The 20,925-nt window shown below is 27.0% G+C and carries 21 protein-coding genes; 19 read left to right on the top strand and 2 right to left on the bottom strand.

Annotation, left to right across the window (positions count from 1 at the left end; translation table 11 throughout):
- Positions 1-90 precede the first annotated feature (90 nt).
- The 14 genes from CSBG_RS13665 (at position 91) to CSBG_RS13600 (ending at position 13,793) form a co-directional block, all read left to right on the top strand.
- Entirely contained in the window at positions 91-777 is a 687-nt protein-coding gene (locus CSBG_RS13665; protein WP_008680444.1) for a metallophosphoesterase, read from the top strand.
- 273 nt (positions 778-1,050) lie between these two features.
- Complete coding sequence (locus tag CSBG_RS13660; protein ID WP_008680443.1) at positions 1,051-1,272, top strand: ferrous iron transport protein A; 222 nt, start codon at positions 1,051-1,053, stop codon at positions 1,270-1,272.
- Between the two features lie 12 nt (positions 1,273-1,284).
- On the top strand, positions 1,285-3,165 hold the full coding sequence (gene feoB, locus CSBG_RS13655) for a ferrous iron transport protein B (protein ID WP_008680441.1): 1,881 nt from the start codon (positions 1,285-1,287) through the stop codon (positions 3,163-3,165).
- Between the two features lie 209 nt (positions 3,166-3,374).
- Positions 3,375-4,013: a DUF3793 family protein gene (locus CSBG_RS13650; RefSeq protein ID WP_008680440.1), complete on the top strand. Its 639-nt coding sequence runs from the start codon at positions 3,375-3,377 to the stop codon at positions 4,011-4,013.
- Between the two features lie 317 nt (positions 4,014-4,330).
- Positions 4,331-4,609: a DUF2325 domain-containing protein gene (locus tag CSBG_RS13645; protein WP_008680438.1), complete on the top strand. Its 279-nt coding sequence runs from the start codon at positions 4,331-4,333 to the stop codon at positions 4,607-4,609.
- 124 nt (positions 4,610-4,733) lie between these two features.
- A complete protein-coding gene (locus tag CSBG_RS13640) occupies positions 4,734-6,488 on the top strand; it encodes an ABC transporter ATP-binding protein/permease (RefSeq protein ID WP_035285434.1) in 1,755 nt (584 codons plus the stop codon).
- Positions 6,489-6,490: 2 nt separating this feature from the next.
- Positions 6,491-8,161 (top strand): ABC transporter ATP-binding protein, encoded by a 1,671-nt coding sequence (locus tag CSBG_RS13635; protein WP_035285431.1) that lies wholly within the window; start codon positions 6,491-6,493, stop codon positions 8,159-8,161.
- 89 nt (positions 8,162-8,250) lie between these two features.
- Positions 8,251-8,541 carry a nitrous oxide-stimulated promoter family protein gene (locus CSBG_RS13630; protein ID WP_008680436.1) on the top strand — a complete coding sequence of 97 codons (291 nt, stop codon included), beginning with the start codon at positions 8,251-8,253 and terminating at the stop codon, positions 8,539-8,541.
- 31 nt (positions 8,542-8,572) lie between these two features.
- On the top strand, positions 8,573-8,983 hold the full coding sequence (locus CSBG_RS13625; protein ID WP_008680434.1) for a YbaN family protein: 411 nt from the start codon (positions 8,573-8,575) through the stop codon (positions 8,981-8,983).
- 11 nt (positions 8,984-8,994) lie between these two features.
- Positions 8,995-9,318 (top strand): hypothetical protein, encoded by a 324-nt coding sequence (locus CSBG_RS13620; RefSeq protein ID WP_008680433.1) that lies wholly within the window; start codon positions 8,995-8,997, stop codon positions 9,316-9,318.
- A gap of 302 nt (positions 9,319-9,620) precedes the next feature.
- Positions 9,621-9,857: a glutaredoxin domain-containing protein gene (locus tag CSBG_RS13615; protein ID WP_008680432.1), complete on the top strand. Its 237-nt coding sequence runs from the start codon at positions 9,621-9,623 to the stop codon at positions 9,855-9,857.
- Between the two features lie 192 nt (positions 9,858-10,049).
- Positions 10,050-10,703: a Crp/Fnr family transcriptional regulator gene (locus CSBG_RS13610; protein ID WP_008680431.1), complete on the top strand. Its 654-nt coding sequence runs from the start codon at positions 10,050-10,052 to the stop codon at positions 10,701-10,703.
- A gap of 113 nt (positions 10,704-10,816) precedes the next feature.
- Positions 10,817-11,092, top strand: a complete 276-nt coding sequence (locus tag CSBG_RS13605) for a metalloregulator ArsR/SmtB family transcription factor (protein ID WP_008680430.1) — start codon at positions 10,817-10,819, stop codon at positions 11,090-11,092.
- Between the two features lie 229 nt (positions 11,093-11,321).
- The gene (locus CSBG_RS13600) at positions 11,322-13,793 is read left to right on the top strand and encodes a CoA-disulfide reductase (RefSeq protein WP_008680429.1); all 2,472 of its coding nucleotides are present in this window, start codon (positions 11,322-11,324) and stop codon (positions 13,791-13,793) included.
- Between the two features lie 186 nt (positions 13,794-13,979).
- Here the strand turns inward: CSBG_RS13600 and CSBG_RS13595 are convergent, their stop codons facing one another.
- Positions 13,980-14,954 (bottom strand): methyl-accepting chemotaxis protein, encoded by a 975-nt coding sequence (locus CSBG_RS13595; RefSeq protein WP_008680428.1) that lies wholly within the window; start codon positions 14,952-14,954, stop codon positions 13,980-13,982.
- 1 nt (position 14,955) lies between these two features.
- The gene (locus CSBG_RS13590; protein ID WP_008680426.1) at positions 14,956-15,681 is read right to left on the bottom strand and encodes a DUF2225 domain-containing protein; all 726 of its coding nucleotides are present in this window, start codon (positions 15,679-15,681) and stop codon (positions 14,956-14,958) included.
- A 363-nt stretch (positions 15,682-16,044) separates the two neighbouring features.
- Here CSBG_RS13590 and CSBG_RS13585 point away from each other — a divergent pair, with 363 nt between their 5' ends.
- The 5 genes from CSBG_RS13585 to CSBG_RS13565 all read left to right on the top strand — a co-directional run bounded on the left by CSBG_RS13585 (position 16,045) and on the right by CSBG_RS13565 (position 20,698).
- Positions 16,045-16,836: a GTP pyrophosphokinase family protein gene (locus tag CSBG_RS13585; RefSeq protein ID WP_008680425.1), complete on the top strand. Its 792-nt coding sequence runs from the start codon at positions 16,045-16,047 to the stop codon at positions 16,834-16,836.
- 208 nt (positions 16,837-17,044) lie between these two features.
- Positions 17,045-17,980 (top strand): iron chelate uptake ABC transporter family permease subunit, encoded by a 936-nt coding sequence (locus CSBG_RS13580; protein ID WP_008680422.1) that lies wholly within the window; start codon positions 17,045-17,047, stop codon positions 17,978-17,980.
- A complete protein-coding gene (locus tag CSBG_RS13575; protein WP_008680420.1) occupies positions 17,980-18,933 on the top strand; it encodes an iron chelate uptake ABC transporter family permease subunit in 954 nt (317 codons plus the stop codon). The genes CSBG_RS13580 and CSBG_RS13575 overlap by 1 nt, the downstream gene beginning before the upstream one ends.
- Complete coding sequence (locus tag CSBG_RS13570; protein WP_008680417.1) at positions 18,930-19,685, top strand: ATP-binding cassette domain-containing protein; 756 nt, start codon at positions 18,930-18,932, stop codon at positions 19,683-19,685. The genes CSBG_RS13575 and CSBG_RS13570 overlap by 4 nt, the downstream gene beginning before the upstream one ends.
- A gap of 59 nt (positions 19,686-19,744) precedes the next feature.
- Positions 19,745-20,698, top strand: a complete 954-nt coding sequence (locus tag CSBG_RS13565) for an ABC transporter substrate-binding protein (protein WP_008680416.1) — start codon at positions 19,745-19,747, stop codon at positions 20,696-20,698.
- Positions 20,699-20,925: the final 227 nt, after the last annotated feature.

Raw genomic sequence — 20,925 nt, 5'->3', positions numbered from 1 at the left:
TGAGCTTTCACATTAGTTAAGTAATTAATATTCTATAGATAACTTAATGTGTAATGTAAAGAAATTTATGTCAGAAAGGTGGTAGATTAAATGGCTTTATATGCTATTTCAGATCTTCATCTTGCTTTTACAACAGACAAACCAATGGACATATTTGGAGCAAAGTGGCTTAAGCATGATGAAAAGATAAAAGAAAATTGGATAAAAAAAATCACAGATGAAGATACAGTGCTTATAGCTGGAGATATATCCTGGTCAATGAGATCAGATGAAAGTAAAGTTGATTTAGATTGGATAGATGCGTTACCAGGGAAAAAGATAATTTCTAAAGGAAATCATGATTATTGGTGGGGTGGAATATCAAAGCTTAATAGGATGTATGAAAATACGAAATTTCTTCAAAATAATTTTTATACTTATGAGGATTATGCTATTTGTGGATCAAGAGGATGGATTTTAGAAGGTAGTGATAGATTCACAGAAAAGGATAAAAAAATATTTGATAGAGAAATTATAAGATTAAAACTTTCATTGGATAAGGCTAAAGAAGCAGGATATGAAAACATAGTAGTAATGATACATTATCCACCAATGAATGAAAAAAGAGAAAATTCAGCATTCACTAATTTATTTAAAGAGTATGGAGTAAAAAAAGTAATATATGGACATCTACATGGACCTTCCTTAGCAAATGTGCTTAATGGAGAACATGAAGGAATTGAATATTTAATGACATCATGTGATTTTTTAGATTTTGATCCAAAAAGAATACTATAAGAATAAACTTATCTACACCTTAGTAATAACTGAGGTGTAGATTTTTTTTATTAAAAATATATTAATATTTAAAAAATAAATATTAAGTAATAAGTCTTTTAAAACTTATTACTTAATAGAAGATATTACAAATTATACTCAGATAAATAAATTTATATATTAAAAACTAACAAAATTAAAAAAATCTTTGATATAATTAGTCAAGAGTTATTGACAATCAATATCAATTGATTATAATTATAAATATAGAAAATAATGTAAGGGGGAGATTGCATGACTATTTATAATATGAAAGTAGGTCAAACTGGTACAGTTAGGGATATAATAGGGGATCCAAGACTAGCAAAAAGGTTAAAAGCTTTAGGTTGTGTAAAGGGGACACAAGTAAAGATTAAATTAGTTGCACCACTTGGAGATCCAATATTAATATCTTTTAGAGGATTTGACTTAGCTATTAGAAAAAATGATGCAAAAAATATATATTTAAATGTTTAAGGAGATGGGGAAATGATAAATGTAGCATTAGTAGGTAATCCAAACACAGGAAAAACTACAGTATTTAATGCTTTAACAGGATCAAAACAATATGTAGGCAACTGGCCTGGAGTAACTATCGATAAAAAGTTTGGATTTATAAATAAAGATATGAAGTTAGTTGATTTACCAGGTATATATGCTATGGATACTTATTCGAATGAAGAAAAAATAGCAAGAGCTTTTTTAGAATATGAAGATGTAGATGTTATAATTAACGTAGTAGACTCAATAAATTTAGAAAGAAACTTATATCTCACAACTCAATTAATGCAATTCAATAAACCTATAGTAGTTCTCCTAAATATGATTGATATAGCCAAAAAGAGGGGAATTAACATTGATCATAATAAATTAGCTAAAGAATTAGGAGTTACTATATTACCTATATCTGCAAAGACAAAAGAAGGTCTAGACAATATTGAAAAAACAATAATCGAATCTAAAGAAATTATTCCAAGTTATAATATAAATTTTAAAACGGAAAAAGAAACTTATACGTATATAGATAAAATTATTAATAAAAGCTCAAAAGAAAAAGGTAATTCAAAGTACATAGGAGAAAAAATCGATAAATTAGTACTTAATCCAGTGCTTGCATATCCAATATTTTTATTAGCACTATTTATAATTTTTAAATTTACATTTAGTTGGTTTGGACAACCTTTAGCAGATGGATTAGATGCTTTTGTTGCTGATACTTTTACACCTTTTGTAGAAGGATTAATTGAGAATTCCTCTTTATGGTTTCAATCATTAATAGTTGATGGTATTGTAGCAGGAGTTGGTGGAGTAATAGTATTCTTTCCAATAGTATTTGCACTTTTCCTTGGAATATCATTTTTAGAAGACAGTGGATATATGTCAAGAGTTGCATTTCTTATGGATAAAATAATGAGAAAAATAGGTTTATCAGGAAAAGCATTTATTCCAATAATAATGGGATTTGGATGTTCGGCACCAGCTATTATGGCAACTAGAACATTAGAAAGTGAAAAAGATAGAAAAATGACTGCATTACTAGCTCCATTAGTATCTTGTGGAGCAAGGTTACCAGTATATGCACTATTTGCATCTATATTCTTTAGTAGTAATCAAGAATTAGTTGTAATGGGAATTTACCTTTTAGGAATAATTGTAGCAATTTTAGTTGGATTATTATTCAAAAATACATTATTTAAGAAGGATGAGCAGCCATTTATATTAGAACTACCTGAATATAAACTTCCAAGTTTAAAAAGTATTATATTAAATGCATGGGATAAATCAAAGGGCTTTATAGTTAGAGCTGGTACATTAATTTTTGCAGTATCAATAGTTGTATGGTTCTTAACTTATTTCAATATGAATGGATTTACAGAGGAAATAAGCACAAGTTTCTTCGCTACTCTTGGTGGATTTGTAGCACCAATATTTGAACCATTAGGATTTGGAACATGGGAAGCTGGAGTATCAATATTAACTGGACTTGCAGCTAAAGAGGTTATAATAGGTACTATGGAAATAGTATATGGTGATTTAGCAGTTATTTTACCAATGATGTTTACTACTATAACAGCATTAACATTTTTAATATTTGTTTCATTATATACACCATGCTTTGCAGTTATAGGGGTTATGAGAAAAGAATATGGAAATAAAATGATGTTATTATCAATAGTATATCAATTTATATTAGCATGGATAGTTGCATATTTATTCAAATTTGTAGCCACTTTAGTAACAGGTGGAGTAACATTAAGCTATACTATACAATTTTTAATATTCTTAGTAATAGTAACTTTAGGAATTATGATGTTAGTTAAGTATTTTAATAAAGAAGCAGTAGGAAAAACAGCGCATTTAGCAGAATAAGAGAAAAGTTAAATAGGTTATACGAAAGACGGAAGTATAACCTATTTTTTTATGCATAATTTCTATGTAAATTCCTAAAACTATATATAAGGAATTATAATAATATAAAGTAAATATTGACAAAAATAATATAATATTATAATATTTAATTGATAATGAATATCAATATTAATTAATAAAGAGGATACTTGTAATAGGTGGTGTTATACATGGATAAAATTGAATTTTATAAAGACTTATTTAAAATTGAAGATAAAGAATCTATAAAAAAGTTTTTACTATACAATAGTTCACTTGTTATAGCAGGGGTAAAACCTTCAGCAACTGTAACTGTCAATAAAATGTTGAAAGATTTATACAAAAGTTGGATTAAATACGGAAAAGATTTTTTAGAGTCTATAAATTTAAGCTTTATTAATTTAAGAGAAGATGAAAATGCCTTAATAATATTAATTTATAATAATGATATTCTAAAAACACATATATTTAAAACTGAAAATATAGAGTTTTTAAGAAAACTTGGATATGAACATAATAATAATATTTCTTATTATGTTGAATATTTAAAAGATAGATATGATGAATTTAACTGTCCACATGAACTTGGTATATTTTTAGGAATTCCCATTGATGATGTGAAAAGTTTTATGCAATGTAGTTATAAAAAGTGTCTAGGATGTGGATATTGGAAAGTTTATAGCAATTATGAAAAGGCTATAGAAATATTCAGTATATATGATGATGTACGAGAAAAGACAATGGATAAAATTGTAGAAGGAGAATCTATTGATTCAATAGTAAATAATATAATTTTCAGTAACTACGATAATATTAAAGTATGCATATAATCAAAATTTTATGAATTTAGAATATAGAGGCTATGATAAATAGATATACAAAGAAGTACTAGGCTTTGAAAAAACTACTATGCAAAGAGTTTTAGTTAACTGGCTGTGCTCAAAATAATTAAGCAACACTAAGTACTTCTAATTGCTCACTATATGCTTATTCCACCATCTATTTATCTTCGCCAACTTATATTTTGTCACTTCAAACCATTAAACGAAGAATTAGCCTCATTAATTATATGAAAATCGGAAAGTTAATACATATCATTAATGGTAACTAGCATTATAAAAAAATTAAAAGAAAGAGGGTATCTTAAATGAGTATAGTTGTAATTGGTGGTCATGATAGAATGAGTAGGGATTATTTAGATGTCTGTAAAAAATATAAGTGCAAGGCTAAAATATTTACTCAAATGAAAGCTGGGTTAAATGATAAGATAGGAAGTCCAGATGTAATAATATTATTTACAAATATAGTTTCACATAAGATGGCTAGAAAAGCAAAAAAGGAAGCTGAAAGAAAAAATATAAGAATAATAAATAATCATAATAGTACTGTCAATTCTTTAGAAGAAATTATAAAAAATATATTATAACGATGTTCATAAAGAATTAACAAAAAATATATGTTTCATTATTGAAAATGAGTATCATTTACAGTATACTTTGTACTGTAATTATCAAATGAAATTTAATATCAATGAATGGGGGAGTTATAATATGATGATCAATAAAAGGCTTATAAACCTTTGTAGTGATTCTAAAAAGTATATTGGACTGACGATATTTGTGAATTGGCTTGCTATTATATGCAATATTATAATAATACTACTTATAGGACAGTTCATAAATAATATCTATTCTGGTGAAATAACTAGCATAGCAGACAAATCTATTTTTATGTCTGGGACTATAATAATTTTACTATTATGTATAAGATTTATCTGTAATATTTTATATGCTAAGTTTTCAAATCTAGCATCATCAAAAGCAAGAATGACTTTAAGAGAGCTTGTTTATAAAAAACTATTAAAACTTGGAAATGAATATAGCAATGTAGAAAGTACATCATCCATAGTTCAAGTTATGGTAGAAGGGGTAGAGCAATTAGAAATTTATTTTGGTAAGTACTTATCACAATTTTTCTATTCATTATTAGTACCGATAACATTATTTGTTTTTATGAGTTTTATATCATTTAAAGCAGCTTTAGTATTTATACTTTGTGTACCTCTTATCCCAATATCAATAATTGCAATAATGAAAATTGCAAAGAGAATATTGAAGGATTATTGGAAGAGTTATTCAGATTTAGGTGGAACATTCTTAGAAAATCTTCAAGGATTAACAACTTTAAAAGTTTTTAATATAGATGAAAAAAGACATCAAAAAATGAATACGGAAGCAGAGAAGTTCAGAAAGATAACAATGAAGGTTTTAAGCATGCAGCTAAACTCTATTACAATAATGGATTTAGTAGCATTTGGCGGAGCAGCAGCAGGAACAATAGTTGCATTAATTCAATTTAGTAGGGGGGAGATTGCTCCTGGAAGCCTAATTATAATAATTTTATTATCTTCAGAGTTTTTTATACCGTTAAGACTTCTAGGTTCATACTTCCATATAGCAATGAACGGGATGGCAGCATCTGATAGAATTTTTGGAATACTAGATGCAAAAGAAAGAGAAAAGAACATAGATAATAATGTTAAAGAAATAACTGGTGATATTACAATTAAATTGAATAATGTTAGCTTCAGTTATGATGGAGAAAGAGAAGTTCTTAAGGATATAAATATGGAGATAACTCCAAAAGGTATGGTTGCAATTGTAGGAGAAAGTGGTTCAGGTAAAAGTACAATAGCATCTATAATTTTAAATAACTATAAAGTTAATCAAGGTGAAATATTACTAAATTCAGTTGATATAGAAAATATCGATTTAGATACTATTTACGAAAATATAGCCTTAATATCAACTAATAGTTATATATTTAATGGAACTATTTTAGATAATTTACTTATAGGAAAGAAATATGCAACCGATGAAGAAATAAAAAATGCATTAAAGCTTGCTAGATTAGATAGCTTTGTAGAAAGTTTAAAAGATGGATTAAATACAAATGTAGGTGAAGGTGGAAATGCTTTATCTGGAGGTCAAAAACAAAGGTTAGCACTTGCAAGAGCAATACTTGCAAATAGAAAAATGATAATATTTGATGAAGCAACTTCTAATATAGATGTGGAAAGTGAAGAGGCCATTTGGGAATCAATATATGACCTTTCAATAGAAAAAACAATATTAGTAATATCACATAGATTAGCAAATGTAAGAGGTGCTAAAAATATATATGTTATGAATAAAGGAATATTATGTGAAGAAGGAACTCATAAAGATCTTATGGGGCTTAATGGGTATTATCATAGTATGGTTGAAAAGCAAAATGAATTAGAAGATATTAGGGAGGTTTGTTAGATATGAAAAGAAGATCAGGCTTCCAAATAATGAAAAGGTTAATAGTTGAGTTAAAACCATTAGCTCCTATAATGGTAATTACTATTTTTATGGGGGTATTAGGTTTCCTAGCGGCTATTTCTATAGCTTCTTTTGGAGCAGTAGCATTAGGAGCATATATAGGAGATATAACTTTTATAAGCTTTAAAGGAGCAATTATAGTAATGGCTATTTCTGCACTTCTTAGAGGCTTCTTAAGATATGGCGAACAGCTATCAGGTCATTATATTGCTTTTAAGATACTGTATATATTAAGAGATAAGATATTTACTGTATTAAGAAAACTAGCACCAGCAAAGCTAGAAGGAAAAGAAAAAGGGAATTTAATTGCATTAATAACTTCTGATATAGAATTGCTAGAAGTATTTTATGCTCATACAATTGCACCAATTTCAATTGCTATAATTACAAACTCAATTATATCAATAATTTTATTTAATATAAGACCGATATTTGGTGTACTAGCTGTTATATTCTTTTTAATAGTTGGCTTTGTAATACCTTATGGATCATCAAGCTTTGCAAAAGAGGCAGGAGTAAATTATAGAAATATCTTTGGTGAAAGTAATAATTATGTTTTAGATTCATTAAGAGGTTTAAAAGAAGTATTACTATTTAAAAATGGGAAAGAAAGATTAAATAAGATAAATGAAAATTCAATTAAGCTTAATAAGAGCTTAGATAAAATAAAAGGGCATGAAGGAATCATTAGAGCAACAACAGATATTACAATAATGATTGCTATATTAACTTTTGTAATACTTGGGACAAGTGAATATTTATCAGGAAACATTAGCTTTACAACTGCTATAGTATCAATAGTAATAATAGCTTCATCCTTTGGACCAGTTGTTGCTTTAAGTAATTTATCAAATACATTACTTCAAACTTTTGCTTGTGCAGAAAGAATTTTTGCTCTTTTAGATGAAAAGCCTCAAGTAGAAGAAGTAAGAGGGAAAAATGATATACAAGGAAAAGATATTGAATATAAAAATGTAAGTTTCTCATATCCAAATAGAAAAGAAAGTATATTTAAGAATACATCTTTAAATATAAGGAAGGGAGAAAAGATTGCATTAATAGGGGAAAGTGGAATTGGTAAAAGTACATTTATAAAATTAATAATGAGATTTTGGGATGTAAATAGCGGGGATATAAAATTAGATAATATAGATATAAAAGATGTTAATACGGAATCACTGAGAAATTCTCAAACATTAGTTAGCCAAGAAACATACTTATTTAATGAATCGATAAGAGAAAATATAAAAGTAGGAAATGAAGATGCTTCTGAATCAGACATAATAGAGGCTGCAAAGAAAGCTTCTATTCATGATTTTATATTAAGCCTTCCAAAAGGATATGATACAAAGGTTTCAGAGCTTGGAGGAAATTTATCTTCTGGAGAAAGACAAAGAATTGGATTAGCAAGGGCTTTCCTAAAGGATAGTGAAGTATTAATATTAGACGAACCAACAAGTAATTTAGATGCTTTAAATGAAGGGGAAATATTAAAAGCTATAAATGAAAATTGCAAAGAAAAAACTATTATATTAATTTCTCACAGAAAATCCACAACAGCTATTTGTGATAAGGTATATAAATTAGAAAATAAGCAAATTAAGATAAGTTAAAGTAAGATAAGTTAAATTTTAAGAGGATGTAAAAGTCCTCTTAATTTAAAGGATATACTGATAATGATTATTAAATTCATGGGGGAAGTATGACTAAGATTGAAAGAGAAAAAAGAACAATAGAGCTTATGATAAAAATATATTGCAAAAAGAAGCATAAGGAAAAAGAACTATGTCCAGAGTGTAGTGAATTACTTGAGTATGCTTTAAAAAGACTTACTTATTGCAAATTTGGTGAAGAAAAAAGTACTTGTGGTAAATGTCCAATACATTGTTATAAGAAGGATATGAAGGAAAAAATTAAGAAGGTTATGAGGTTTTCAGGACCGAGACTAATTATATATAATCCGATAGAGTTAATTAGACATATGACTTATTAACTTAAATAATAATTAGAGGGGAGAAATTATTATGAAGTCAATAAAAAAATATATTTATATAACAGTAGGACTAATTTCAGTAGTATTGGGAGCTATAGGGGTAGTATTTCCAATACTTCCAACAACTCCATTTTTATTATTAGCATCATATTGCTTTGCAAAAGGATCAGATAGATTTAATACTTGGTTTATAGGAACTAAGTTATATAAAAAGCATTTAGAATCATTTGTAAAAGAAAGATCTATGACATTAAAAGAAAAAATATGTATTTTAGCTTTTGCAGATTTCATGTTAGCATTTCCGTTAATATTAATAGATAGCTTATTTATGAAAGGTGTTATTGTAGTACTTATACTATGTAAATTCTACTATTTCATTTTTAGAATCAAAACAATAGCACCAGAAGAAAAAGCAATAAAAAAGTTAACACAAGAAAATTAGTTGGAGGAATTATGGAGAGAATATCATCATCATTTTTTATGTTATCACTATTATTTTATTATGTGCCTAAGATATTTAAGATAAAAAAGATAAATTTTATAAAAGTCCATATTTGTCTTGGTAGCATATCTGTATTAGCAATGTGTCTTGCATTAATACAAAAAATAGGACAAGATGACTTTATAAAATATATTGGTTTTGCTGGAATAATGATTGCTATTGGAGTAACAGGATACTTTTCAACTAAAAGGCCTAAGCTATATAAGAAGGCACATCTTATTTGCACAATAGGATTTTTCGCTTACTTATTTACATCCATAGCTATTTTTAAATGATATTAATAAGTATTAAATAATACATTACTTAAGTTTTTAGTATCAAAATAAGTATATTAGCATAAAAATCTAAATAGATTTAAATATTTAGGCTTAAATATGATTGTATTTGTATAACTATATACGCATATAAGGATTAAGTAGAGAAAAAAATATACTTGTAAAAACATACTTTATAGAGATAAAAGTATGTTTTTTTATTATAGAAAAAATTAGTTTTGTGACTTTGTTACAGTCAAATTTGAGAAATAAGAATATACTTATATCATAGAATAAATAATACATTATTGGAGGAAATAGAAATGAATAATATAAGAGTTTACACAACTAATACTTGTCCATGGTGTACAAAGGTAAAAAATTATTTAAAAAGTAAAAATGTAAATTATGAAGAAGTAAATGTAGGATTAAATAGAGTAGCTGCTATGGAGATGGTAAATAAAAGTGGACAAATGGGAGTCCCGGTTTTAGATATAAATGGGAAAATAGTTGTTGGTTTTGATAAGAATAGAATAGATACTTTATTAGGATTACAATAAAAAATAATTATCAAAAGCATTGATAAAGAAAAAAAGTAAAGCTAAAATAAAATTAGTTTTACTTTTTTTGCCTTTCATCTTTGAATTTTCAAGTGGATTTTAATTAGTGAGGGTTAAATCGAGTAAAATTATGAGTAAATTAGCTTACATATAGAGATTTTATATTTTAAAGAATTTTATGAGGTAAAAGGTATGGAATTAAGAAAAGAAATCATAGAAAATTATCCATTTTTAAGTGATTTAGGTGAAGAGGTATTAGAAGAGTTTTTTAAAAGAGTTATTGTAAACAATTATGAAATCGGACAAAGTATGTTTAATAATAAACAAAGTTGTATAGGATTTTCATTTATATTAGATGGGAGAATAAGAATTTATAAACTTGGTGATGATGGAAAAGAGATAACTTTATATAGGTTAGGTAAGGGTGATAATTGTTTTAATACAATATTATGTGCTTTAACTGAATCAGAAGAAACTTCATTTTCAGAGGTAGAAGAAAATGCAGTAATTGCTTTATTGCCAATGGATTTTTTTAAGAGACATTTATTAGATAATAGCAGCTTCTTAAAATATATATTTAAAAATTTATACGATAAGTTTGAAACTGTAGTAGAAGGCTTGGAAAAAGTTACATTTGATAGTATAGAAAATAGAATTATAAATTATTTTAAAGAAAAAATGAGTGATAATAATGGAGGAAAGATAATTTATACAACTCATGAAAAAATTGCAGCAGATATAGGTTCTTCAAGAGAAGTTGTAAGTAGAAGTTTAAAATCATTAGAAAAAAGAGAAATATTAGAGCTTGGAAGAGGAAAAATAAAAATAAAAAACTGGATTTTTTAAATTAGTATTGACATTTTGGTAACAATATCTTAAAATTTGAATATAGTAATATTATTGATAGATAAATAACAATAATATGTGTATTTAATATGCAAATGAGAAGAGGTGATATCTTGGACAGTAATTATAAACAATACGAGGATATAGCAGAATTTTTAAAAGTTTTAGCTCATCCAGTTAGACTTTGTATAGTAAAAAATCTTTTGGAAAAGGGTTCTTGTAATGTAACTAATATGCATAGTTGTTTAGGTATGCCTCAATCTACGATTTCTCAACATCTACAAAAGTTAAAGAGTGTTGGAATAATTAAAGGTGAAAGAAACGGCCTTGAAATAGTATATGAAGTGGTAGATGAAAGAGCTGAAAAAATTATAAAAGATCTTATATAAGAATTATATTTAATTTAAATGGTATTAGTTTTAAATTATGAGTATTTTTAAGTTATTAATATTTAAAGGTTGTTAATTTTGAGCAGCTATAAATTAGCTGTTCTTTAAATTTAAAATTAATATCGTAATATTATAATATAACAATAATTGATTAAATGAATATTATATTAAGTATAGATGCAAAGATTTTTAGAAAGAAAGAATATCACTAAATTTAGGAGGATTTTTAATGAATAAGAAAGTTTTAATAGTTGGAGGAGTTGCCGGTGGAGCATCTGCAGCAGCTAGACTTAGAAGATTAGATGAAAATATAGAGATAATAATGTTTGAAAAAGGTGAGTATATATCTTTTGCAAATTGTGGGCTTCCTTATTATGTTGGTGAAGTAATAAAAGAAAGAGATGCATTACTTCTTCAAACACCAGAAAAAATGAAGGATAGATTTAATATAGATGTAAGAATTAATAGTGAAGTTATACAAATCAATACAGAAGATAAAAAGGTAAAAGTAAAAACAATTAATAATGAAGAATATGAAGAAAGTTATGATTATTTAGTTTTATCACCAGGAGCAAAACCAATAAGACCTAACTTACCAGGGATAGATAGTAAAAAAATATTTACAGTTAGAAATGTCCCAGATACAGATAAAGTAAAAGCTTTTGTAGATGCTAAAGATACTAAATCAGCTGTTGTTATTGGTGGTGGATTTATCGGAATAGAAATGGCAGAGAACTTAAGGGAAAGAGGCATTGAAGTAACTTTAGTGGAAGCAGCACCACATGTTATGGCACCTTTTGATTCAGAATTTTCAAGTTTAATTGAAAAAGAACTGAATTCTAATGATATAAGTATAATGTTAAATGAGAAGGTTAATGGATTTGAAGAAGTAGATAATTTAATAAAGGTTAAGTTAGAAAGTGGAAAAGAAATAGTTGTTGATATGGTTGTTTCAGCAATTGGAGTAACTCCAGATACTACATTTATAAGAGATAGTGGTATAGAACTTGGAGAAAGAGGCCACATAGTAGTAGATGATCATATGAGAACTAATAAAGATGGAGTATATGCAGCAGGAGATGCAGTAGTTGTAAAAGACTATGTAAATGGAAATGAAGCATTTATACCACTAGCAGGGCCTGCAAACAAACAAGGAAGAATAATAGCTGATAATATAGCTGGATTAAATTCAGCATATAAAGGAACTTTAGGAACATCCATAATAAAAATATTTGATATGGTTGCATCATCAACAGGAAATAATGAAAGAACCTTAAATAGATATGGAATTAAATTTAATAAAGTATATCTACATCCAATGAGTCATGCAGGATATTACCCAGATGCTACCCCATTAACAATAAAGGTTATATATGATGTAGAGGGAAAAATATTAGGAGCACAAGCATTAGGATATGAAGGTGTAGATAAATTTATAGATGTAATAGCAACATCAATTAAATTTGGTGGAACAATGGATGATTTAGCAGAACTTGAACTTGCATATGCACCACCATTCTTGTCAGCAAAATCTCCAGCAAATATGGCAGGGTTTATAGCTCAAAACCAAAATAGAGGATTAGTCGATGTTATAAACATAGAAGAGTTAGATAAATTTGATGAATCAAAGCAAATTTTATTAGATACAAGAGATAAGCAAGAAGTAGAACTTGGAAAAATAGAAAATTCAATAAATATATCAGTTAATGATTTAAGAAGTAATTTAGATAAGTTAGATAAAGATAAAGAAATTTTAGTTTATTGTGCAGTAGGAATAAGAGGATATATAGCAGCAAGAATATTAAAGGCTAATGGCTTTAAAGTTAGAAACTTAAATGGTGGATATAAATCATATGTTAACTGGAACTATAGAGCAAAAGTTTTTGAAAGCAATAACAATAATATAAATAACAATGAAAATGGAGATTCTGTAATGAAAGAAGTAGCAGCTGATAAAGTAAGAGAATTAAATGCAACAGGATTATCTTGTCCAGGACCTTTAATGCAAGTAAAAGCAACTATGGATGATATGAGTGATGGAGAAGTTTTAAAAGTAAAGGTATCAGATGAAGGGTTTTGCAAAGATATAGAAGCATGGACTAAGAAAACTAATAATAGACTTATGAATTTAGATAAAAATAAAGGAATTATAGAAGCGACAATTATGAAGTGCTCAGATCAAATTCTATCTGGAACTGAAATTTCTAATACTTGTACTACAGTTCCAAGTAAAAATGGTCAATCTATGGTTGTGTTTAGTGGTGATTTAGACAAGGCAATTGCGTCATTTATAATTGCTAACGGTGCAGCTACAATGGGAAAAAAGGTAACTATGTTCTTTACATTCTGGGGACTAAATGTTCTTAGAAAGCCTGAAAAAATAAAAACACCTAAAAATATAATAGAAAAAGCATTTGGAATGATGATGCCAAGAGGTAGTAAAAAGCTTGGATTATCAAGAATGAACATGGGTGGAATGGGCGCTAAAATGATTAGAGGAGTCATGAAGGATAAAAATATTCAATCATTAGAAGATTTAATGGATGCAGCTATAAAAAATGGAGTAGAAATAGTAGCATGTACAATGTCAATGGATGTTATGGGAATTAAAAAAGAAGAGTTAATAGATGGAATAACTTATGGTGGTGTTGGATATTATCTTGGTGAAGCAGATGATGCTAATGTTAATTTGTTTATATAAGGAAAAGAATATATTTTAGAATAAATAAAGGCTCAGTCTCAGAAATCTATTTAATATAGAATTTATTCAATTTAAAGTAAGCTTTATTTCCTTAAAAAAGTTAATTTCTTATTTTTATAAAGGGTCTCGCGTTTCGCGAGGCCCTTTTAAATCATTTATTTATTGAAATATAGATTCTTTTAGTTACTAAAGTTGATTATTTAATGACGAAATAGTGTCATCAAGCTTTTCTAAACTTGTAGTTTGAAGATCCATATTTGCAGCAATTTCTTCACATAATGCAGAATGCTCTTGAGAAATCGTAGAAACTCTTTCTATTATAGATAAAACATTATCTTTTTCAGAAGAAGCTACAGTTAGATTTTCTATGCAACTATCTATCTCTTGAATTGAATCACCTATTGATGACTTTATGTCTGTAAAGCTACTCTTAGTGCTAAGAAGAGTTTTTTGTTGATTATCAATTGCTGAATTACCAGCTTGCATTGCTTTAGAAGTATCAAGAATATCAGATTTTATATCATCCAATATTTTAGTAATACTTTCAACTGATTGCTTTGAGTTCTCGGCTAGTTTTCTTACTTCGCCAGCAACTACAGAGAATCCTCTACCAGCTTCCCCTGCTCTTGCAGCTTCTATTGCAGCATTTAAAGAAAGTAAATTTGTTTGACTAGCAATTTGGCTTATAGAATCTGTTATAGTATTTACTGATTCTAGCTTTGATACAAGAGAGTTTACTGTTGAACTAACTATTGTGAAAGCATGTTGTAGAGATTTTAATGATTCATCTAAATCAGTAAATGTATTTAAGCCTGCATCTGCAACTTGATCAGTATCTAAAACAGCAATTTGAACATTGGTAACGTTATAAGCTAATTGTTCCATATGATTATTAAAGTTTGCTAATATATTGTTTACATTATTAATTTCTTCTGCTTGAGTAAGAGTTGCAGTTGTTAAGTTAGATAATGAGTTATTAACATCTTGAATTGCATTAGATATACTAGAGCTAGTATCACTTAACATAACCATCTCATTTTTAAAATTCTCATTTGTATTTTCTTTTTCATTAATATTATTGGAAATAAAGTCATCTGAAATTTCTTTAGTAACATCATTCAACGCTACATTTTTTTTCTTTGATTTAGAAAATAAACCCATATTAGTACCTCCTAATTTTATCTTTTCCATCTCGAGCCATTTCTTTTACTTTTTGGGGCGCACCTATAGATGTAATGACTTCAGAAAACCATCTTAAGGCCGATGTATCTTCACCAACTCTTCTATGTAATTCACCTATTAGGAACATAATAGAAAATCTATCCAATCCATACACTGGTAGGTTTTCATTTATAAATGTATCATTAAAGGCTATTAATGCTTGATTTATATAATTTTTTTCATTAATTTCATCCATTAACAACCTATACATCCAAGCAATTTTTAAACAAATCATAGCTTTTGTACTATTTTTACTTTCAATAATGAGTGAGTTAACTAAAGCCAATTTGTATCTTTCAATTGCAATTTTTTCAGTAAAGGGAGTATCATATTCACGATTAACCCATTTAGGAGTAATTTTATCCTTCACAAGTTTTATTTGAAATTCTCTAATTTTATTAAAGTCTGTTTTAAGAGCAGCGTAACCACAGCTTGGACATAACCATACTTCATAAAAATATGGATTTTCTACTGAATATCTTATAAATAAGTCAGAATCCCTAGAAGTAATCCTAGGGGCATTAACTTTTACAGTTGGTGTCCTAAAGGAATTTTTACAAACAGGACAAGTTACTCCTTTAAGAAATAAGTTTTTAGTTGCTTTATTAACATTATCGTCTTTTTTAATTGAATCTTTAGCGTTCGCACCCTTTAAAGAGTTTATCATAAGTTATCACCTCTATATTATACATATACCTAATTATAGCATAATATAGCAGATTTGTAGTTAAAACATTTACAAAAGTGGAAAATGCAACTTGAAAATATACATTTTTAAATAATAAGCTACAAAATTAATAGTATTATGATATAAAATAGTTAATATAATTATTTGAGTACACAATAAAATAGAAATAGTATATATTAATTAAGTGCGAAATATTCTGTAATTAAAGGTTATTAATCAGCTACATTTTTATCTATATGCAATAAAATCTTTATTTTATCGTATATACTTTAATAATTTAATTACACAATTTGATATTTTTGATATAATATTTAGGGTGAAGTTTGAAAAGGGTGATAAGATATGGCGATTCAAGATTGGAAAAGTTTTTTTATGCCTTATGAACAGGCTGTTGATGAACTAAAGGTAAAGCTTAGAAGTATTAGGAAGGAATATAGAAAGAAAAATGAATATTCTCCAATAGAATTTGTTACTGGAAGAGTAAAAGAGATTTCTAGTCTTCTAGAAAAAGCTAATAAATTTAAAATTCCTTTAGATAGGCTTCAATATGAAATTGAAGATATAGCTGGCATTAGAATAATGTGTCAATTTGTAGATGATATAGATAGGGTTGTAGAAATACTAAGAGCAAGAAAAGATATGCAAATTCTTTACGAAAAGGATTATGTTAGAGGAGTAAAGGAAAGTGGATATAGAAGTTATCATGTTATAATTAAATATCCAATAAATATGGCAGAAGGTCAAAAAGAGATACTAGCTGAGTTTCAAATAAGAACTTTAGCAATGAATTTCTGGGCTACAATAGAGCACTCATTAAATTATAAATATAAGAAGCAGCTTCCGGATAATGTAAGAGAAAAGCTAAAAAAAGCAGCTGATGCAGCCTTTGAATTAGATGAGCAAATGCTTGATATTAAAGATGAAATTAAGGATGCTCAAAAGTTATTTGAAATAAAATCAGATATAATTTCGAGTATTATGCATAATATATTAACTCTTATATCACTAGGAAAATTTGCGGAAGCAAGTAGATATGAAAGTTCATTAAACAAGTTAATAGAGGATGGAGAAATATATGAACTTAACAATTTATTGGTGTCTATAAAAAGGGATGTAAATAAATATAGAGATTGAATTTAAGCTAAGAGTATGGTTTTTATTAATTATACTCTTATTTTTTATATTAAAAATAAATTAATATAAAAAATATGAAGAATATGGCTATTATTAATTAATTTATAAAAATATAGATAAATTACCCAAAATGCATTGACAATGATAATCCTTATCAAATATAATAATAATCAGTTGATATAGATTATCAAATAACGGGAGTGAGTATATGACTAAAAAATCTTTATTGGCTATTACTATTGTTCTATCAGTAATATCCATATTTGTTGGAGTATCAAATATAAATATATTTAATATTGGAACTTCAGAAATAGAGGTTCTTATGATAAGTAGATTACCACGTTTAATTAGTATATTAGTTGCTGGAGTGGGCATGAGTATAAGTGGTGTAATAATGCAACAAATAAGTAATAATAAATTTATTTCACCAACTACAGCAGCAACAGTAGACTCTGCAAAGCTTGGAGTTCTATTTTCTATAATAATATTTACATCTGCTAATATATTTCAAAAGATGATTTTATCTTTTATATTTTCTTTGGTAGGAACTTTTATGTTTATGATAATACTAAAGAAAATAAAAATAAAAAATGTAATCTTCATTCCACTTGTAGGAATTATGCTAGGAAATGTAATAGGATCGATAACGGATTTTTTTGCATATAAGTATAATTTGACTCAAAGTATGGGAGCATTTTTACAAGGTAGTTTTTCAACAGTATTAAAAGGAAACTATGAAATACTATATTTAAGCATACCATTAGTAATTATAGCTTTTGTATATGTACATAAGTTTACCTTAGCAGGTATGGGAGAAGAAATGTCGGTAAGTCTTGGATTGAATTATAAAAGAGTTACTAACATAGGAGTTATAATAGTAGCTTTAATTTCATCATTGGTTGTAATAACGGTAGGGAGTATACCTTTTGTAGGATTAATAATCCCCAATATAGTTTCTATATGGAAAGGGGACAATCTGAAAAATAACATGCCTATAGTGGCTTTACTAGGTGCAAGCTTTGTTTTAGCTTGTGATATTATAAGTAGATTAATAATTGCACCATATGAAGTTCCTATAGATTTAACAATTGGAGTTATTGGAGCTGTAATATTCCTTTATTTAATATTTAGGAGGAATAAATAATGAGAAATAATAAGAAAAAAATAATTATAATGCTAATAATTGCAATAACATTTCTAACATTGTTTGTAGTGTGGGGATTAAATGCAAAGAATTATAGATTTAATTTGTCTCTTAGAATTCCCAAAATATTAGGTATATTAATAGCAGGAGGAACAATTTCAGTAGCATCACTATTATTCCAGACAATAACTAATAATAGAATTATAACGCCAAGTATTATAGGCTTAGATTCTTTATACAATTTAGTACAAACTATAGTAGTTTTTATATTTGGATCTACATCAATATTCATGGTTAATAAAACAATTAACTTTTTAGCAGCAGGTACCATAATGGTAGTCTTAGCAATGATTCTATTTAAAGTAGTTCTTAAAAGTGGAAGAAATAATATATTCTTCTTATTATTAGTAGGAACAGTTGTTGGAACATTATTTAGGAGTTTATCATCTTTCATGCAGGTTTTAATAGATCCAAATGAATTTGATGCACTTCAAACAAAGTTATTTGCCTCATTTAGTCTAGTTAATACAAAGATAATACTTATTTCTATTGTAATATTAGCAATAATGGCAATTATCTTATATAAAGATTTTAATAAATTAGATGTTATGTCATTAGGTAGAGAACAAGCTATAAACTTAGGTGTTGATTACGATAAATTTAGTAAAAAAATACTGATGTTTGTTGCTATATTAGTTTCATTATCAACAGCTTTAGTTGGACCTATTACATTCTTAGGAATAATAGTTGTTAATTTAACCTATGAAATAACTAAAACTTATAAGCATTCAGTTCTTCTTATAGTTGGTACACTTATAAGTATAATTGCTTTAGTTGGAGGCCAATTCTTTGTGGAAAGAATATTTAACTTTAATACAACTATAAGTATAATAATTAACTTTATTGGAGGAATTTACTTTATAAATCTATTATTAAGGGAGAGTAAGCTATGATAGAAATAAGAAATATTAGTAAGAGTTATGGAAGTAAGAAAGTTTTAGATGATGTTTCTTTTAACATAGAAGAAGGTAAAATAACTTCGTTTATAGGGCCAAATGGTGCTGGGAAAAGTACTGTTTTATCTATAATATCAAGACTTATGGATTCTGATTCAGGAGAAGTTATTATAGATGGTAAGGAAATAAAAAAGTGGGACTCTAAGGAGTTATCAAAAAAATTATCAATATTAAAGCAAAGTAACAATTTGAATATAAGATTAACTATTAGAGAACTTGTTTCATTTGGAAGATTTCCATATTGTGAAGGAAAATTAAAAAAAGAAGATGAAAAGATTGTTGATAATGCGCTAAATTATATGAAGCTTACTGACATTCAAGAGAAGTATATTGATGAGTTAAGTGGTGGACAAAGACAAAGAGCATATATAGCAATGATAATTGCTCAAGATACAGATTATATACTTCTAGATGAGCCATTAAATAATTTAGATATGAAGCATTCAGCTGAAATGATGAGGATGCTTAGACAAATGGTTAATGATTTAGGAAAAACTATAATAATTGTTATACATGATATTAATTTTGCATCTTGTTATTCAGATACTATTGTTGCATTAAAAGATGGAAAATTAGTTAATCATACTATAACAGAAGAAATGATAACAGAAGATAGTTTAAGTTGTCTTTATGATATGAATTTCAATATTAGAGAAGTAAACAATCAAAAAATATGCATTTATTTCTAAAAAGATTAGTTAGTAAAAAATAAAATTTATATAAAACAAAAAAATGGAGGTATTTTTCAATGAAAAAAAGACTTGCAATCATATTAAGTATGGTTATGTTATTATTAGTAGGAGTAGTAGGGTGTACCTCAGGTGATAAATCAGCTGAAGAGCCAGCACAAGAAGAAAATAAAACAATTGTTGTTACAGATCAAAAAGGTGAAGTAGAAGTTCCTGTTAATCCAAAGAATGTTGTAGTTTTAGATTACGGTTCATTAGATATAATGAGTAAGTTAGGGGTTGAGCCAGTAGCATTACCAAAAGGATCACTACCATCATATTTAGATAAATACAAAGATGACAAATATGTTGATTTAGGTACATTAAAAGAATTTGATTTAGAAAAAATTAATGCAGCAGAACCAGATTTAATTATAATAGAAGGAAGACAAGAATCTTATTATGAAGATTTAAAGAAAATTGCTCCAGTATTATATTTAGGTACAGTTAATAATGATATATTTGCTTCAGCAGAAAATAATGCTAAAATCTTAGGACAAGTATTTAATAAAGAAGAAGGCGTTACAGCTGAATTAGAAAGTATAAATAAGAGACTAGAAGCAGTAAATGCAAAAGTTAAAGAAAATAACTCAACAGCTTTAATGACAATGTTTAATGAAGGTTCATTATCAGTTTATGGTATAGGATCAAGATATGATATGGTTTATAGCAAGTTCGGATTTACTCCAGCAGATACAGAAATAGAAGTATCAAATCATGGACAAAATATTTCATTTGAATATTTAAAAGAAAAGAATCCAGAGTACTTATTTGTTTTAGATAGAGGAGCTATAACTGGAACTCAGGAATCAGTTAAAGAAGCTGTAGAAAATGAATTAATAAAGACAACTAAAGCTTATCAAGATGGACATATAGTATATGTAAATCCACAAGCTTGGTATGTTGGTGGAAGTGGAATAATGGCAATAGATGCTATAATTTCAGATATGGAAGCGGCAGTAGGAATAAAATAATAGAATATATAAATGGAATAAAAGGGAATTTAACTTGTGTTAAATTCCCTTTTTGTTTATAAAATAAAGCTTTATATATTAAATTATTAATTAAATATAAAGGTTTATAGTAAAAATTATAATTTATATATTTTATTTTTAGAGTTTCATAAAAATAAATTTAAATATTTACAATGGATAATAGTTATTATATAATAATAACATCAAAAGAATTTGATAAAAGTTAT

Source organism: Clostridium sp. 7_2_43FAA (assembly GCF_000158375.2).
In the GTDB taxonomy this organism is placed as follows: Bacteria; Bacillota; Clostridia; order Clostridiales; family Clostridiaceae; genus Clostridium; species Clostridium tertium.
Note: the sequence above shows the minus strand (reverse complement) of the source record. Positions and strands in the feature narration are given on the sequence as shown.

Coding starts and splice junctions, on each gene's coding strand:
- CSBG_RS13665 (WP_008680444.1), top strand. CDS start 91: ATGGCTTTATATGCTATTTCAGATCTTCATCTTGCTTTTACAACAGAC.
- CSBG_RS13660 (WP_008680443.1), top strand. CDS start 1,051: ATGACTATTTATAATATGAAAGTAGGTCAAACTGGTACAGTTAGGGAT.
- feoB (WP_008680441.1), top strand. CDS start 1,285: ATGATAAATGTAGCATTAGTAGGTAATCCAAACACAGGAAAAACTACA.
- CSBG_RS13650 (WP_008680440.1), top strand. CDS start 3,375: ATGGATAAAATTGAATTTTATAAAGACTTATTTAAAATTGAAGATAAA.
- CSBG_RS13645 (WP_008680438.1), top strand. CDS start 4,331: ATGAGTATAGTTGTAATTGGTGGTCATGATAGAATGAGTAGGGATTAT.
- CSBG_RS13640 (WP_035285434.1), top strand. CDS start 4,734: ATGATGATCAATAAAAGGCTTATAAACCTTTGTAGTGATTCTAAAAAG.
- CSBG_RS13635 (WP_035285431.1), top strand. CDS start 6,491: ATGAAAAGAAGATCAGGCTTCCAAATAATGAAAAGGTTAATAGTTGAG.
- CSBG_RS13630 (WP_008680436.1), top strand. CDS start 8,251: ATGACTAAGATTGAAAGAGAAAAAAGAACAATAGAGCTTATGATAAAA.
- CSBG_RS13625 (WP_008680434.1), top strand. CDS start 8,573: ATGAAGTCAATAAAAAAATATATTTATATAACAGTAGGACTAATTTCA.
- CSBG_RS13620 (WP_008680433.1), top strand. CDS start 8,995: ATGGAGAGAATATCATCATCATTTTTTATGTTATCACTATTATTTTAT.
- CSBG_RS13615 (WP_008680432.1), top strand. CDS start 9,621: ATGAATAATATAAGAGTTTACACAACTAATACTTGTCCATGGTGTACA.
- CSBG_RS13610 (WP_008680431.1), top strand. CDS start 10,050: ATGGAATTAAGAAAAGAAATCATAGAAAATTATCCATTTTTAAGTGAT.
- CSBG_RS13600 (WP_008680429.1), top strand. CDS start 11,322: ATGAATAAGAAAGTTTTAATAGTTGGAGGAGTTGCCGGTGGAGCATCT.
- CSBG_RS13595 (WP_008680428.1), bottom strand. CDS start 14,954: ATGGGTTTATTTTCTAAATCAAAGAAAAAAAATGTAGCGTTGAATGAT.
- CSBG_RS13590 (WP_008680426.1), bottom strand. CDS start 15,681: ATGATAAACTCTTTAAAGGGTGCGAACGCTAAAGATTCAATTAAAAAA.
- CSBG_RS13585 (WP_008680425.1), top strand. CDS start 16,045: ATGGCGATTCAAGATTGGAAAAGTTTTTTTATGCCTTATGAACAGGCT.
- CSBG_RS13580 (WP_008680422.1), top strand. CDS start 17,045: ATGACTAAAAAATCTTTATTGGCTATTACTATTGTTCTATCAGTAATA.
- CSBG_RS13575 (WP_008680420.1), top strand. CDS start 17,980: ATGAGAAATAATAAGAAAAAAATAATTATAATGCTAATAATTGCAATA.
- CSBG_RS13570 (WP_008680417.1), top strand. CDS start 18,930: ATGATAGAAATAAGAAATATTAGTAAGAGTTATGGAAGTAAGAAAGTT.
- CSBG_RS13565 (WP_008680416.1), top strand. CDS start 19,745: ATGAAAAAAAGACTTGCAATCATATTAAGTATGGTTATGTTATTATTA.